This window comes from Ruegeria sp. HKCCA0235A (genome assembly GCF_013033235.1).
Lineage (GTDB): Bacteria > Pseudomonadota > Alphaproteobacteria > Rhodobacterales > Rhodobacteraceae > Ruegeria.
In genome coordinates this window covers 162,499-175,508 of sequence record NZ_WQDQ01000009.1, presented here as the reverse complement: position 1 = coordinate 175,508, position 13,010 = coordinate 162,499, and the positions used below count along the sequence as shown (strand labels likewise).

The 13,010-nt window shown below is 57.8% G+C and carries 16 protein-coding genes; 7 read left to right on the top strand and 9 right to left on the bottom strand.

Translation table 11 applies throughout. From position 1 onward, the window contains the following. Window positions 1-4: 4 nt before the first annotated feature. Together GOW56_RS16285 and GOW56_RS16280 are read right to left on the bottom strand one after the other, a co-directional pair. Window positions 5-1,243, bottom strand: a complete 1,239-nt coding sequence (locus GOW56_RS16285) for a COG4223 family protein (RefSeq protein ID WP_171206519.1) — start codon at window positions 1,241-1,243, stop codon at window positions 5-7. Window positions 1,244-1,297: 54 nt separating this feature from the next. Next, window positions 1,298-2,023: a uroporphyrinogen-III synthase gene (locus tag GOW56_RS16280; protein ID WP_254447242.1), complete on the bottom strand. Its 726-nt coding sequence runs from the start codon at window positions 2,021-2,023 to the stop codon at window positions 1,298-1,300. Window positions 2,024-2,109: 86 nt separating this feature from the next. On the opposite strand from GOW56_RS16280, the gene tsaD reads away from it, so the two are divergent. The 5 genes from tsaD (at window position 2,110) to GOW56_RS16255 (ending at window position 6,334) form a co-directional block, all read left to right on the top strand. After that, window positions 2,110-3,207, top strand: a complete 1,098-nt coding sequence (tsaD, locus tag GOW56_RS16275) for a tRNA (adenosine(37)-N6)-threonylcarbamoyltransferase complex transferase subunit TsaD (RefSeq protein WP_171206542.1) — start codon at window positions 2,110-2,112, stop codon at window positions 3,205-3,207. Next, on the top strand, window positions 3,204-4,166 hold the full coding sequence (locus GOW56_RS16270; protein ID WP_171116636.1) for an NAD(P)H-dependent glycerol-3-phosphate dehydrogenase: 963 nt from the start codon (window positions 3,204-3,206) through the stop codon (window positions 4,164-4,166). The genes tsaD and GOW56_RS16270 overlap by 4 nt, the downstream gene beginning before the upstream one ends. A gap of 1 nt (window position 4,167) precedes the next feature. Continuing rightward, window positions 4,168-4,437 (top strand): YciI family protein, encoded by a 270-nt coding sequence (locus GOW56_RS16265; protein WP_171116638.1) that lies wholly within the window; start codon window positions 4,168-4,170, stop codon window positions 4,435-4,437. Continuing rightward, window positions 4,437-4,859 (top strand): EVE domain-containing protein, encoded by a 423-nt coding sequence (locus tag GOW56_RS16260; protein WP_152459650.1) that lies wholly within the window; start codon window positions 4,437-4,439, stop codon window positions 4,857-4,859. The genes GOW56_RS16265 and GOW56_RS16260 overlap by 1 nt, the downstream gene beginning before the upstream one ends. A gap of 161 nt (window positions 4,860-5,020) precedes the next feature. Next, window positions 5,021-6,334, top strand: coding sequence for a hypothetical protein (locus GOW56_RS16255; protein ID WP_171171580.1), 1,314 nt, complete (start codon window positions 5,021-5,023; stop codon window positions 6,332-6,334). Between the two features lie 218 nt (window positions 6,335-6,552). On the opposite strand, the gene GOW56_RS16250 is transcribed toward GOW56_RS16255, so the two are convergent. The 4 genes from GOW56_RS16250 to GOW56_RS16235 all read right to left on the bottom strand — a co-directional run bounded on the left by GOW56_RS16250 (window position 6,553) and on the right by GOW56_RS16235 (window position 9,604). Beyond that, on the bottom strand, window positions 6,553-6,894 hold the full coding sequence (locus tag GOW56_RS16250; protein WP_171171577.1) for a DUF2853 family protein: 342 nt from the start codon (window positions 6,892-6,894) through the stop codon (window positions 6,553-6,555). Between the two features lie 140 nt (window positions 6,895-7,034). Next, window positions 7,035-7,784, bottom strand: coding sequence for an extensin family protein (locus GOW56_RS16245; RefSeq protein ID WP_171206517.1), 750 nt, complete (start codon window positions 7,782-7,784; stop codon window positions 7,035-7,037). Window positions 7,785-7,797: 13 nt separating this feature from the next. Continuing rightward, window positions 7,798-9,186, bottom strand: coding sequence for an adenosylhomocysteinase (ahcY, locus tag GOW56_RS16240; protein WP_171206516.1), 1,389 nt, complete (start codon window positions 9,184-9,186; stop codon window positions 7,798-7,800). A 103-nt stretch (window positions 9,187-9,289) separates the two neighbouring features. Further along, window positions 9,290-9,604 carry a hypothetical protein gene (locus GOW56_RS16235; protein ID WP_171171572.1) on the bottom strand — a complete coding sequence of 105 codons (315 nt, stop codon included), beginning with the start codon at window positions 9,602-9,604 and terminating at the stop codon, window positions 9,290-9,292. A 207-nt stretch (window positions 9,605-9,811) separates the two neighbouring features. Here GOW56_RS16235 and GOW56_RS16230 point away from each other — a divergent pair, with 207 nt between their 5' ends. Both GOW56_RS16230 and GOW56_RS16225 read left to right on the top strand, forming a co-directional pair. Then, window positions 9,812-10,405, top strand: coding sequence for an HD domain-containing protein (locus tag GOW56_RS16230; protein ID WP_171206515.1), 594 nt, complete (start codon window positions 9,812-9,814; stop codon window positions 10,403-10,405). 49 nt (window positions 10,406-10,454) lie between these two features. Next, window positions 10,455-11,168: a GDSL-type esterase/lipase family protein gene (locus tag GOW56_RS16225; protein WP_171206514.1), complete on the top strand. Its 714-nt coding sequence runs from the start codon at window positions 10,455-10,457 to the stop codon at window positions 11,166-11,168. Window positions 11,169-11,234: 66 nt separating this feature from the next. Here GOW56_RS16225 and GOW56_RS16220 read toward each other — a convergent pair whose 3' ends face one another. The 3 genes from GOW56_RS16220 to GOW56_RS16210 all read right to left on the bottom strand — a co-directional run bounded on the left by GOW56_RS16220 (window position 11,235) and on the right by GOW56_RS16210 (window position 12,969). Next, complete coding sequence (locus tag GOW56_RS16220; protein WP_171206513.1) at window positions 11,235-11,606, bottom strand: VOC family protein; 372 nt, start codon at window positions 11,604-11,606, stop codon at window positions 11,235-11,237. Between the two features lie 101 nt (window positions 11,607-11,707). Beyond that, window positions 11,708-12,262, bottom strand: coding sequence for an ActR/PrrA/RegA family redox response regulator transcription factor (locus GOW56_RS16215; RefSeq protein ID WP_152459641.1), 555 nt, complete (start codon window positions 12,260-12,262; stop codon window positions 11,708-11,710). 80 nt (window positions 12,263-12,342) lie between these two features. Continuing rightward, window positions 12,343-12,969, bottom strand: coding sequence for an SCO family protein (locus GOW56_RS16210; protein WP_152459640.1), 627 nt, complete (start codon window positions 12,967-12,969; stop codon window positions 12,343-12,345). Window positions 12,970-13,010 lie beyond the last annotated feature (41 nt).

Below are 13,010 nucleotides of genomic sequence, written 5' to 3'. Positions count from 1 at the left end.
TCCTTCAGTTCGAGTTCAGGCTGGAAGCCAGTGTATTCGCCGCATCGACGGCGGCGACCCGTGTTTGGGCCACCTGTTCCCAATCGGACATTGCAGCCTGTGCCGCTTCGGGAAGTGATTTCAGTTCGCTCAAGGCTTTGGCCAGATCTCCGTCCGCAAGCGCGGCCTGTGCCCGTGACAGGATGGCATCTGGCCCATCCCCTTCCTGGGGCGTGACCGAGCGCGCGCCCGTTTGACGTTGCAGGAACGCGATCAGGCCGGTGCCCTTGTCGGCTTCACGGGCTTGGGCCAGCGCGGTTCGGGCCGCAGGCGCGAAACTGTCGCGCAGAGAAGAGAGTGTTTCAACACCCTTCTCAGCCGGCCCGGACAGGGCATCCGGCACATCCACACCGCCTGCTTTCAGTTCTGCAACCAGATCGGAATAGGGCTGACCCGCATCCAATTGCCCATGCAATCGCGACAGAACGGCGGCATTGGCCGCAGCCTGCGCATCGGCTGATGCTTTCGCCTCCAGCGCCTGAGCGTCGGAAACCATTTTTTCAACCTCGGCCCGTTGCGAGGCAAGCGAGTCCTGAAGCTTCTTCAGCTCAGCTTCGAAGGCGGCCATGGATTCGGGCGACACGCTGGATTCGATCGGGGTTTTCTCAAGCGTCGCAATGCGGTCTGACAATGGTCCGATCTGGCCTGACAGCGTATCCACAGTGGATTTGATCGCACTCAGGTCACTTTCCACGGGTGTCAATTTGTCGGACAGCGCTTTGACCTGATCCGTCAGACCAGCATCATCCGGACTGTTTGCAAGCGCCTGAGAAAGCTTGGCAATCTGATCGGACTGGTCTGCCAGTTTGGATTCCAACGCCGCCAAGGTATCCGAGCTGTCCGAGCCAGTTGACAACAGCCCGCCATTGCCCAGCGCAAACCCGGCGGCGGCAGCGATGGCACCGCCCAGCAAAGCGGGAACAAATCCGCCACGCTTTTCAACAACACGCTCGACCACTTTTTCTTCGACCGGGGCAGTATCTTCAGTAGACGCTTCGGCTTCGGCTTCGGCTTCGGCTTCGGCTTCGGCTTCGGCTTCGGCTTCGGCTTCGGCTTCGGCTTCGGCTTCGGCTTCGGAAAGTTCTTCTTCTACGGTCTCAGTCGGGTCAACAGGTGTATCTTCCTGTTGCAGTTCGGGTTCGACGACGTCATCTGCCTTTGGGGTTTCCACCGGCTTTTCTTCGGACTTTTTCTTACCAGCCACCGCAATATTCCCCTTATCGAATCCAAATTCAGATGAATAACAGCCCCACTCAAGTTAATCGGGGACCGCGCCGCCCTCAACCCGCAACGCATGTTTCACAAGCTTTTTGACAGCCTTACGCATTTTCTTTGGTGTCGGCTTCTTTGCGATCTTCAGGCGCGCATAGTCCAATGAATAAAGGGGATCCGCCGTGGCCTGACTGATTGCGGCCACCCACAAAGGCGCGGATCCGGTCCAAATATCGGCAAAATGTCGCGCCGTTCTTGGCGAAAAAAGCGGTGCGATTACCGGCGAATCCAGATCTGCCACCCGGGTCGCTTCGGATGTTAGCGGCAACAGCAATTGCTGGTAGACTGGCAGTTCCCGCACGGTCAGGCCGGATTCGGTCAGTCGACCGGCAACATTGCCGCGCGTGTTCTCACCCCTCAAATGCAACAGCGGGCTTTTGGGCCTCCGCTTGAGCAGATGTCCCACCAGTTCTTCCGCCGTGGCCCCGACCAATTCGGCCCGCCAGCCGCAACCCTTTGCTGTGCTGGTCGTAGTCGGTCCGACGCAGAAAGCGGGCAGGTTGCGGTCCACACCTTTCAGGGCCGCCGCGTTCACCGCATTGGCCGACGTGAAAATCAATCCCTGCACACCCTCGGTCTCAACCTCGACCGGCAACGGCCGGATTTCCATGATCGGAGAATAGATGACCTGAACCCGGGATTTGGTGCGGGTCGGCAGCTGCGCGACGAACCGTTCAGAGGCAGCGCGCGGGCGGGTCATCAACAAATACAACGTGCGGCCCCTTGGCCCTTCAGGATTGTTTGCATCCGCGCAGGGTGATACCCCGCCGTTAGATCATGATGCAACGGATCAGGGTGATGGTGCAAACACTTACCGTACTGGGATTGGAAAGCAGCTGCGACGATACCGCCGCAGCCATCGTGCGTCAAACAACGGGCGCCAAAGCCGAAATCCTGTCATCCGTGGTACATGGCCAAACCGAACTGCACAGTCCTTTTGGTGGCGTCGTGCCCGAGATCGCGGCCCGGGCGCATGCGGAAAAGCTGGATGTCTGCGTTCTGCAAGCGCTGGACACCGCTGGTCTTTCCCTGAAAGACGTGGACGCTGTTGCGGTCACCGCCGGGCCGGGTCTGATCGGAGGGGTCATGTCGGGCGTCATGTGCGCCAAGGGGATCAGCGCGGCAACCGGTCTGCCGCTGGTGGGTGTCAATCACCTTGCCGGTCACGCGTTGACACCACGACTGACGGACAACATTGCCTTCCCCTACCTGATGCTTCTGGTGTCTGGCGGCCACTGCCAATTCCTGATCGCCTACGGGCCCGAACATTTTACCCGCCTTGGCGGCACCATCGACGATGCGCCCGGTGAAGCCTTTGACAAAACCGCCCGCCTGCTGGGCCTGCCGCAACCTGGTGGCCCTTCCGTCGAAGCCGAGGCGCGCGCCGGTGATCCCAAACGATTCCGGTTTCCAAGGCCGCTTCTGGACCGGCCCGGTTGCGATCTGTCCTTTTCGGGATTGAAAACGGCTTTGATGCGGATGCGCGACCAGATCGTGAACGAAAAGGGTGGTTTGACGCGCCAGGACCGCGCAGATCTGTGCGCTGGATTCCAGCAGGCGGTTGTGGACACATTGGCCGAAAAGACCCGACGCGCAATTGATCTGTATCTGGAAACCTCTCCGTCTGAACCCGTGATTGCCGTTGCCGGAGGGGTTGCCGCCAACTCGGCCATTCGGTCCGAATTAGAGTCAGTTTGTGCTGAAAAAGACACCAGGTTCACCGCCCCCCCGTTGGCGTTGTGCACGGATAATGCTGCGATGATTGCCTATGCTGGCCTGGAACGCTTTCGTACCGGCGCACGGGACGGGCTGGATCTGACCGCCCGCCCTCGCTGGCCTCTGGATCAGCACAGCCCGGCCATGCTGGGCGGTGGCAAGAAAGGGGCCAAGGCATGAGCGTATCCGTCCTGGGTTCCGGTGCGTTTGGCACTGCTCTGGCTATCTCGCTGGCAGGCAACGGGCCAGTGACACTGTGGTCAAGAAACGCCGATCGGGCGCAGCAGATGCGCGAGACGCGCGAAAATGCAACCCGACTGCCCAACATAACCTTGCCCGGGGACATCAATGTGACTGGGGATATCGCCAAGGCGCTCAGGGCTGCCACGCTTTTGTTGGCCGTGCCAATGCAGAAATTGCGCAGCGCTTTGCAAGATCACGCACCGGCCCTGCGCGGCAAGACTCTGGTGGCCTGCTGCAAGGGAATTGAACTGACCTCGGGGCTTGGACCTGTCGCGGTCATCAAAGAGAGCATCCCGGATGCCCGCGTCGCGCTGCTGACCGGGCCCAGTTTTGCAGATGACATTGCACATGGCCTGCCCACCGCTCTGACGCTGGCTTGCGAGGATACGGAACTTGGCAAGGCGCTTCAGGCCGAACTGACGACGGCGAACCTGCGCCTTTACCGCACCACAGACACGATCGGCGCCGAACTTGGCGGCGCGCTGAAGAATGTCATGGCCATTGGCTGCGGTGCCGCCATCGGCGCAGGTCTGGGAGACAGCGCCCGGGCGGCCTTGATGACCCGCGGGTTTGCCGAGATGCAGCGCTTTGCCGCGATGCGCGGCGCGCGCCCCGACACCCTGATGGGCTTGTCTGGGTTGGGGGATCTTGTGCTGACCTGCTCTTCCGAACTGTCCCGAAACTATCGTTTTGGCCTGAGTTTGGGTCTGAATCAGCCCTTTGACAGCCAAACAACGGTCGAAGGCGTCGCCACCGCTCGTGCCATGTCGGACATTGCCGCCAAGGAAGGGCTGGATATGCCCATCAGCGCCACGGTGGCGGACCTGAGCCATGGCGCCTACAGTGTCACCGAGGCCATTCAAAACCTGCTAAATCGACCCCTCAAGGAGGAATAACATGCTGATCGCCCTCATCGCTCGTGACAAACCAGACGCGTTGCAAACCCGATTGGACAACCGCTCGGCCCACCTTGCCTATATCGAAGAAACCGGCGTCGTGTCACAGGCCGGACCGTTGCTGAACGGTGACGCCATGATCGGCTCATTGATAATTCTCGATGTGGAGGACCTGGCCGCCGCACAATCGTGGGCCGATGGCGACCCTTACGCAAAGGCAGGATTGTTCCAATCGGTTGAGCTGATCCCGTGGAAAAAGGTGATCGGTTGATGGCCTATTGGTTGTTCAAGTCGGAACCGTCGACCTGGAGTTGGGATCAGCAAGTCGCAAAGGGCGACGCGGGCGAGGAATGGGACGGTGTGCGCAATTATCAGGCGCGCAATTTCATGCGTCAGATGAAGGTTGGGGACCGGGGGTTCTTCTACCATTCGCAAAAGGACAAGTCCGTTGTTGGCATTGTCGAGGTCTGTGCCGAGGCCCATCCCGACAGCACAACCGATGACGAACGATGGGAGTGTGTGGACATCAAGGCCGTGCGGCCCTTTTCCAAACCCGTAACGCTGGACCAGATCAAGGCGGACGAACGTCTGGCCAACATGGTGCTGGTGAAGAACTCTCGTTTGTCGGTGCAACCCGTGACCGAGGATGAATGGCGGGTGATTTGCATGCTGGGTGAAACCCAGCCTGACTGAACGGGACAGTGGCACCGGGCGCAGAACTTCTCAAACCCCTGGCAAGATGCTATCTTTCCTTGGGCTTTGCCGGGTGAGAACATGTCGGTCGCGTTTTTCCGCGATTGAAATTGCTTGGTGGTGTTCGAATAAAGATCGGTCTTTCTTGAAAGCAAAAACCCATGTCTGACGACGAAGGCGGCAATGGGATATTCGAAGACGCCGTTGCTGCGAAAAATTCAAAAAACTGGGAAGCGCGCCTGAAGGAGGCGCGTGAAAAGCGTGCCAGAGTGCTCAGCGGAGCGCAAGGTGAAGCGCAGGAAAAACCCACCCTGAAACCTTCCGAAACAGAGCACCTGCCCCGGCCAGACGAAACCAAAATCGAAGAGATCGTATCAGACCGGGTCCGTTCTTTGCATTTGGAAGAAACAAAAACCAAGAAAAAACCTTTGGTTAGAGCAGGTATTGTTCTGGCCGCCTTGGTTTGCGGCGCGTTCCTGCAATGGGCGGTCACACATATTGCCGGAACTTGGCGCTCTACCGGTGGAACGCCCCCAGCCAGCCTGGATGCGGCGACGGAAACTCTTCCTGAAATCGAGGAGCTGCTTTCAGACAGAGCCCCCACCGTCAGAATCGCTGAGTCACCGGCCCCACGAGACACACAAGCAGCCGAGGACCCCGCCGATTCAGCGTCTTCCGAAGTCGCACCCGTTTCCAACCCGGCAATCATCGAAGAGGTCGAGGATGCGATCACAGGCGCACCTCTCGACCAGAGCGTCTCGGTTGAAGCGCTCGTGACGCCACCCGTTCCTGCCGAAGACATTTCGGCTGCGGATGACCAAGACAGGGTGGAACCACGACCCCCAACCCCAGAAGCGGAACCGGCCGTGTCTTTGTCCCCGCCAGCCATATTCATTCCGCCACAGCTTGAACCCATCTTGGCCACCGCTTCTTCTGCGGATATTCAAACCCTGTTTCCAGCTTCTGCCGAACCTCCGTGGCGCCACACCAACCGGTCGAACAAAGACAGCTTTTCGCAGACGTCCTTGATGGTTTTGGACCCTGTTCTGCAAGAGATCACTTTTTCTGCAGCCCCGTCTTATGCAGAGGTTAAACCGCTTTCGCCCGCACAATCCCCCATTGATCTGGAAGTCTCGCTTTTTGTTCCGTTGAGAGTGTCGCAAGACGCCAGCAGCCGGGCTTTGGAACTGCTTACACAGGGCCGCGCGACTGTTGTATCAACAGACCGCGTGGGTTTTCGGGTCAGAGAAACACAGGTTCGTTTCTACCATCCAAGCGACGCTGAAAACGCGGCGCTGGCAGCTGATGCTCTTGACGGAATATTGAGGGATTTCACGAATTCGGGCAGCAAGACCCGTCCGGGGCGGATAGAAGTCTATCTGGCAGGCAGCGGTGGCGCGTCATCCAGGAATTCGGACCCGAGGCCCACGGAATTCGACAATTTCATTGCGCGTATTCTTGGCGAACTCAGATAAGAAACGAGGGAAGGCTCTGACGATACAGAACCTTCCCTACCCCCGCGTGCTCCCTACTCACCACACGCGTATGGAAATATCTGGTTCTGACCGTCCTGGTCACAGGTTGAACTTAGCCCAGCCGCACCCTTGGTTTCAAATGCCAAGTCTTTAAATTGAAACTCAAATTAAGTACGCCCGCCAGAATCTCGGCGGGCGCTTGGTAAATTTCGACCGGGTCAGCTGTAAACGGATTCTTTTCCGAAATGCTTGGTCAAAATATAATAGACAACGGCACGGTACTTGTTGCGCTCGGACATGCCATAGGTTTCCATGGCTTTGTTGATCCCTTCCATCAGCTCGGGGCCATCTGCCAGACCCAGTTTTTTGATCAGGAAGTTGTTCTTGACGGTTTCCAGTTCCGAGTCCTGGCTGGCCGCGACAGTTGCCGCATCTGCGTCATAAATCGCCGGACCACAACCGATGGTGACCTTGGTCAGCAGGTCCATATCGGGGTCCATCCCGCATTTGGTTTTCAGGTCTTCTGCGTATTTGGCGATCAGCTCGTCGCGCTTGCCCATATCCTAGTCTCCTTGATCCGTTTACCCGGCACCTTTTACCGATGATCGAAAGACTAGCCGCGTCGCAGGCTTTTCCAAAAGGAAAAAAATTTGCGATTTCTCCCCCTTGGTCGCAGCCTGCACGTTTCTCGCTGAAAAGCCTATCGGCAATAGCCCCACCCCGGGCCTTGCAAGTGGAAATGATCCGCGTGCAAACGATTGAAATCGGGCCCAAGAACCACGCGAAACCAACCGCAGGCCCCGCGCCAGATCCGTCGAAAAAAGGCGCTTTCCGGTCCCGAGCCCTGCCAGTTTGACAACAAGGTCAGCGTCCGACCGTCAACGGTATTCACACCGACGATATCTATCGAATCCGCGCGGGCATGGCTGCTCCACCCACTGTTTTCACCCTGCGCAGTGCGCATGGGGCGGCAATTGTAACTGCCGATGTGGCGAAATCGGGAAACGTTGGCCCCAAGCAGATCGCGTGCGGCGGGCTGTACGACGTGATGTTCCCACATGGTCAGGCGCAACGCCGTGGCACAACTGGTTTCAACATCCTCGATCCCTGATGTCACCAATTTGGTCAGACGACCCCGACCGGCGATGCCGCAATTCTGATCGACAACCAAGTCCGCCATCGCCTCAAACCGAACACCTGCGTCTTCCAAAGCGGCCCTGCACTGTGCTTCGCTGGCCAGTGCGCGGTTCAGTTGGAACTTTGTGACGGGTGTAATCGGGGCGGTTACCTTCAGATCACGCAACGGGTTCCAGTGTGACGGTATCGGCGTTTCGGGATGCGCCAACACCCACCAGACACCACCGCCCAAAAGGATCACAACAACCGCCAGCCTGAAAAAGAAAGACGCCGCCAGGTACAAATACCGGCGGCGCACAGATTTCTGCGTCATACCCAGACGGCGATCAGTAGCGGTAGTGTTCCGGCTTGTACGGACCTTCCGGTTTGACACCGATGTAAGCGGCCTGATCCGCATCCATCTGGGTCAGCTTCACGCCGATGCGATCCAGATGCAGGCGGGCCACTTTCTCATCCAGATGCTTGGGCAGGATGTAGACCTTGTTCTCGTACTGGTCACCCTTGGTGAACAGCTCGATCTGGGCCAGAACCTGGTTGGTGAACGAGGCCGACATCACGAAGGACGGGTGCCCGGTGGCGTTGCCCAGGTTCAGCAGACGACCTTCGGACAGCAGGATGATGCGGTTGCCCGAAGGCATCTCGATCATGTCCACCTGTTCCTTGATGTTGGTCCATTTGTGGTTCTTCAGGCTGGCCACCTGAATTTCGTTGTCGAAGTGGCCGATGTTGCCGACGATGGCCATGTCCTTCATCTCGCGCATATGCTCGATGCGGATCACGTCCTTGTTGCCGGTGGTTGTGATGAAGATATCCGCAGTGGCGACTTCGTCGTCCAGAAGGGTCACTTCGAAACCGTCCATCGCGGCTTGCAGGGCGCAGATCGGGTCGACTTCGGTGACTTTCACACGAGCACCAGCACCACGCAACGACGCGGCCGAGCCTTTGCCCACATCACCGTAACCGCAGACCACTGCAACCTTGCCGGCCATCATCGTGTCGGTGGCGCGGCGGATACCGTCGACCAGCGATTCCTTGCAGCCGTATTTGTTGTCGAATTTCGACTTGGTGACGCTGTCATTCACGTTGATCGCGGGGAACGGCAGGTGGCCGTCCTTGACCAGCTGATACAGGCGGTTCACACCGGTGGTGGTTTCCTCGGAAACACCCTTGATCTGGTCACGCATCTTTGTGAACCAGCCCGGGCTTGCCGCCATACGCTTGGCGATCTGCTTCTTGATCACCTCTTCCTCTTCCGAACCCGGAACAGGGATGATGTCCTCGCCCGCTTCGGCACGGGCACCCAGCAGGATGTACAGCGTTGCGTCGCCGCCATCATCCAGGATCATGTTCGGGCCTTCCTCGAACAGGAAGGATTTGTCCAGATAATCCCAGTGCTCTTCCAGTGTCTGGCCCTTGACGGCGAAGACGGGAATACCCGCCTCGGCAATCGCGGCGGCGGCGTGGTCTTGGGTCGAGAAGATGTTGCACGACGCCCAGCGCACATCCGCGCCCAGCGCCACCAGCGTTTCGATCAGAACGCCCGTCTGGATGGTCATGTGCAACGACCCGACGATGCGCGCCCCTTTCAACGGCTTGCTGTCGCCGTATTCCGCGCGCAGGGACATCAGGCCCGGCATCTCGGTTTCGGCTATGTCCAGCTCTTTGCGGCCAAAGCCAGCCAATGAAATGTCTTTAACGATATAGTCCCCGGCCATCAGGTGCTCCATTTTCCGGTAATTCACAGTCCTCGCTGCCCCTAGCATTCCTTGGGGCAGGTGGCAACTTTGAAGACTGTGGTCGGAAACGATATGGCCAATATCAGCTTGGTGTGCCTTCAATTTCGATCTTTGGAATCGCTTCAAAAAAATCGGTGCCAACGGCAACAATACAGCTGATACCGTTCGCATTGGTTACCAAAACGGTATAACTTCCCGTTTCTTTCGAGGTCCAAACCTCCATCACCGATTGCGCGCCGCGTGTTTTTTGCAGGCCGCCAAAGGCCAATTCTTCGGCATAGTTCTCCTGCAATTTGGATATGATGTGATCCCGTGCCGCACAATTCTGGGCAAAGGCAGGTGGCGCGGTGGCGGCCATTCCGAAGGTCAGTGCGATTGCGAATAAACGTTTGAACATAGGGTGCTCCTTTTCGATACGTGTTTCAGTTCGAGAGGGGCACACTGGGAGGAGAATGCACCCCCCTCAGTCTTTAATGTCGGGATCATACCGCGCCGTTTCAAAGCACGAACGCTCAAGAAAAGGTTGGCAGCGTGTGATCCAGACAGTTACATCATACCATAAAAACGCGAATTGAACGTGTCCAACTTCACAAGGCATGGCAGAATGGCAACACAACCCAGGGCGTGGCAAAGGATGCTGTCGGGCCGTAGGCTGGACCTGCTGGACCCGACACCGGTGGATATCGAGATTGAAGACATCGCACACGGCCTTGCCTTTGTCGCTCGTTGGAACGGTCAGACAAACGGCGATTTCGCTTATTCCGTGGCCGAACATTCCCTGCTGGTTGAAGAGATTTTTGGTCGTATTGCCCCCAAAACACCCATGAAATGGCGTTTGGCCGCATTGTTACACGATGCGCCCGAATATGTGATCGGCGACATGATCTCGCCCGTGAAATCCGCCGTCGGCCCAGACTATGGCGCGTTGGACGACCGGCTGGCGGCGGCAATCCATATACGGTTTGGCCTACCGGCTGAGGTCCCAAAAACGGTGAAGCGCCAGATCAAGAAGGCCGACAAGATCAGTGCCTGGATGGAGGCGACACAGATTGCCGGCTTTTCCGAGGCCGAAGCCACGAAATTCTTTGGCCGCCCGGACAGGGGGATCATGGCGGGTCTACAGATCAGGCTGCGCCCCCCGGTCGAGGTACGGCACGCCTTTACAGCACGGCACGCAGAGTTGATCGCACAGATCTGAGAGACGCTGTCCGAAGGCGGTGAGTGGTACGGGGGACTGGTGGAAAAAGATGAAAACAAAGACCGGAACCCGAGCTTTTCTTGTCGTCAACGTCGTGCTGACTGTTGGTCTTGCGGCAGCGTTGGTCGAAACCGGGTATGTTTCGAAGGCACTCAGAAAAATCTCGGGCACGCATGTCCCGGTCACGGAAACCGATCACTACAAACTCATGGTCTGGCTGCACGAACGGCCAATTTCTCAGGCGCTGGCTTCACCGGATATTCAGATCGCTTTCATCGGTGATTCCATAATCGAAGGGTGGTTAACCAGCAACATCCTGCCCGACTCGCTGAACCTTGGGATCAGCCGCGACACCACCCCGGGCCTCATCGCGCGGGCAAAACCGGAACTGATTGCCCATGTTCCGACATGGTATCTTGGAATCGGGGTCAATGACGCTCTGACGGCCACACCTCCGGAGGAGATTGCAGAGTATGTCGCACAGTTGAAGACCGTGTTCATGCCCGCCGAAAGGTTGATCTGGCGTGCTGTGTTGCCCGTCACCGGTGCAAGCTGGACCCCGGAGAAAGAGGCGTTTCGAACGGCCTTCAATTCGGCTGCCCAACGCGCCTGTCAGGAGATGGCGAACTGCACATTTCTGACCCCGCCGGACGGGTACGGCGAGAACACCGCTGAATGGACATCGGACGGGCTGCATCCCAACGCTATCGGATATCGTCAGCTGGCGCAGCAGCTCTGCGCAGAAATCTCCTGCTCACCCTGAAGGTACTGAACGGAAACTGCCCGCAGAACTGTCCGAAGCTTGGACAGGGTTTGTTGTCACCCTGTTTCAGCCAAAGACGTAGAAGCACAATTTGTTGCCATCCGGGTCACGCGCATAGGCACCATAGAACCTGTCGGGGACACGTTGACCGGGTTCGCCTTCGTCCACCGCACCCAGGCTGATTGCCTTGTCGTAAAGTTCCTTGACCTCATCCTTGGAGGCGGCTGCAAAGGCGACCATGTTGCCATTTCCGGCGACGCAGGCATCACCGTCGTAGGGCTCGCACACCGCCAGCATCGGCGCGTCTGGTCTGTTGCCGATGAACGCGATCCGGCCTGCGTCTATAACCACTTTCGCGCCCTTGCCCGCAAAAAGTTTGGTATAGAAGTCCTTGGCGCGCTCCATGTCCGAAACGCCAACGGTTACATATCCGATCATAAAGTGGTCCTGTTCTGACAAAAGATTCCAGATGCGGCGAACAGTCCTCGACAGGGTCCAAGGTTACAAGTCACTAAACCGTCATCGAGCGGCCGGCCGACCTAACGAGGGCTGCGTTTCGCCAGTATCCGCTGCAACGTCCGCCGATGCATATTCAACCGTCGCGCGGTTTCGGAAACATTCCGGTCACACAGCTCATAGACGCGCTGGATATGTTCCCAGCGCACACGGTCCGCGCTCATGGGGTTTTCCGGCGGCGGGGGCATCTCGTCACCCTTTGCCAGCAATGCGTTCGTGATGTCGGTGGCATCCGCTGGCTTTGACAGATAATCGGTCGCGCCGATCTTGACAGCCGCGACGGCGGTCGCGATCGCACCATATCCGGTCAGAACAACGACACGGCTGTCAGGGCGTTTTTCCCGCAATACCTCGACAACGTCCAATCCGTTGCCATCCTCAAGCCGCAGATCGACAACGGCATAAGCCGGGGGCCGGGCGGTGGATATCGCGCGACCTGCCGCGACGGATCCTGCGGTCTCAACCTCGAAGCCACGCTTTTCCATGGCCTTGGCCAAACGTCTCAGAAACGGCTCGTCATCATCAACCAAAAGCAGGGATTTGTCAGGGCCGATGTCAAGCTGAGAAGTGTCTGCCATATGTTAGGTCTTTCGCTATTTCATGCCTTTGGCTCGAACATGAGTAATAGCAGCGCGGGAACAAAGGTCAAACAACCTTGTTACGACGCGGCCTGCTTCAGGAAGCATTCAACCTTGTCCGCCATCTGTTCGGCCGTGTCTTCGCGCTTGAAGAACTCCAGAAATCCATCTTCGGGTGTAACCAGATAGGTAAAGGTGGAATGGTCAACCAGATAGAACTCATCGCCCTTGTCATGCGCCTTGTAATAGGTCTTGTAGGCCTTGCTGGCCGCCTTGACCTGTTCGGGCGAGCCGGTCAGGGCGATCGTCTTGCCCCCGAGATTGAAAGCATAGTCAGCCATGACTTCGGGCGTATCGCGATCCGGGTCAATCGAGATGAACAAAGGTGTCACCGACAGCCCGCGTTCAGCCAGAATATCGACAGCGTCGGCGTTGCGGGACATGTCGAAGGGGCAAACGTCCGGGCAGAACGTGTATCCGAAGTAAACCAGCGTCGGTTCGGTAATCACATCTTTGTCCGTAACCGTCTCGCCTTTGCCGTTCACCAGTTCAAATGGTCCACCAATTGCGGCGGCACCCCCAGCAATCTGGCTGGACCGGCATTGCGCGAATTTGTCATCGGACCCGCCACCCCGCGTCAGAATCCACATGGCCCCAAGTCCGATAGCCAGAACAACAGTTGCGAGAATTGCGAGAAGGCGGGTCATTTCGATTATCCGGTCTCAAGGGGTTGTTGATCGTTCCGGCC

What these genes read in the sequence shown, in the direction of transcription:
- GOW56_RS16260 (WP_152459650.1), top strand. Translation starts at nt 4,437, where the DNA reads ATGGCCTATTGGTTGTTCAAGTCGGAACCGTCGACCTGGAGTTGGGAT.
- GOW56_RS16230 (WP_171206515.1), top strand. Translation starts at nt 9,812, where the DNA reads ATGGCAACACAACCCAGGGCGTGGCAAAGGATGCTGTCGGGCCGTAGG.
- GOW56_RS16270 (WP_171116636.1), top strand. Translation starts at nt 3,204, where the DNA reads ATGAGCGTATCCGTCCTGGGTTCCGGTGCGTTTGGCACTGCTCTGGCT.
- GOW56_RS16245 (WP_171206517.1), bottom strand. Translation starts at nt 7,784, where the DNA reads ATGACGCAGAAATCTGTGCGCCGCCGGTATTTGTACCTGGCGGCGTCT.
- GOW56_RS16225 (WP_171206514.1), top strand. Translation starts at nt 10,455, where the DNA reads ATGAAAACAAAGACCGGAACCCGAGCTTTTCTTGTCGTCAACGTCGTG.
- GOW56_RS16210 (WP_152459640.1), bottom strand. Translation starts at nt 12,969, where the DNA reads ATGACCCGCCTTCTCGCAATTCTCGCAACTGTTGTTCTGGCTATCGGA.
- GOW56_RS16250 (WP_171171577.1), bottom strand. Translation starts at nt 6,894, where the DNA reads ATGGGCAAGCGCGACGAGCTGATCGCCAAATACGCAGAAGACCTGAAA.
- GOW56_RS16255 (WP_171171580.1), top strand. Translation starts at nt 5,021, where the DNA reads ATGTCTGACGACGAAGGCGGCAATGGGATATTCGAAGACGCCGTTGCT.
- GOW56_RS16235 (WP_171171572.1), bottom strand. Translation starts at nt 9,604, where the DNA reads ATGTTCAAACGTTTATTCGCAATCGCACTGACCTTCGGAATGGCCGCC.
- tsaD (WP_171206542.1), top strand. Translation starts at nt 2,110, where the DNA reads ATGGTGCAAACACTTACCGTACTGGGATTGGAAAGCAGCTGCGACGAT.
- ahcY (WP_171206516.1), bottom strand. Translation starts at nt 9,186, where the DNA reads ATGGCCGGGGACTATATCGTTAAAGACATTTCATTGGCTGGCTTTGGC.
- GOW56_RS16215 (WP_152459641.1), bottom strand. Translation starts at nt 12,262, where the DNA reads ATGGCAGACACTTCTCAGCTTGACATCGGCCCTGACAAATCCCTGCTT.
- GOW56_RS16220 (WP_171206513.1), bottom strand. Translation starts at nt 11,606, where the DNA reads ATGATCGGATATGTAACCGTTGGCGTTTCGGACATGGAGCGCGCCAAG.
- GOW56_RS16265 (WP_171116638.1), top strand. Translation starts at nt 4,168, where the DNA reads ATGCTGATCGCCCTCATCGCTCGTGACAAACCAGACGCGTTGCAAACC.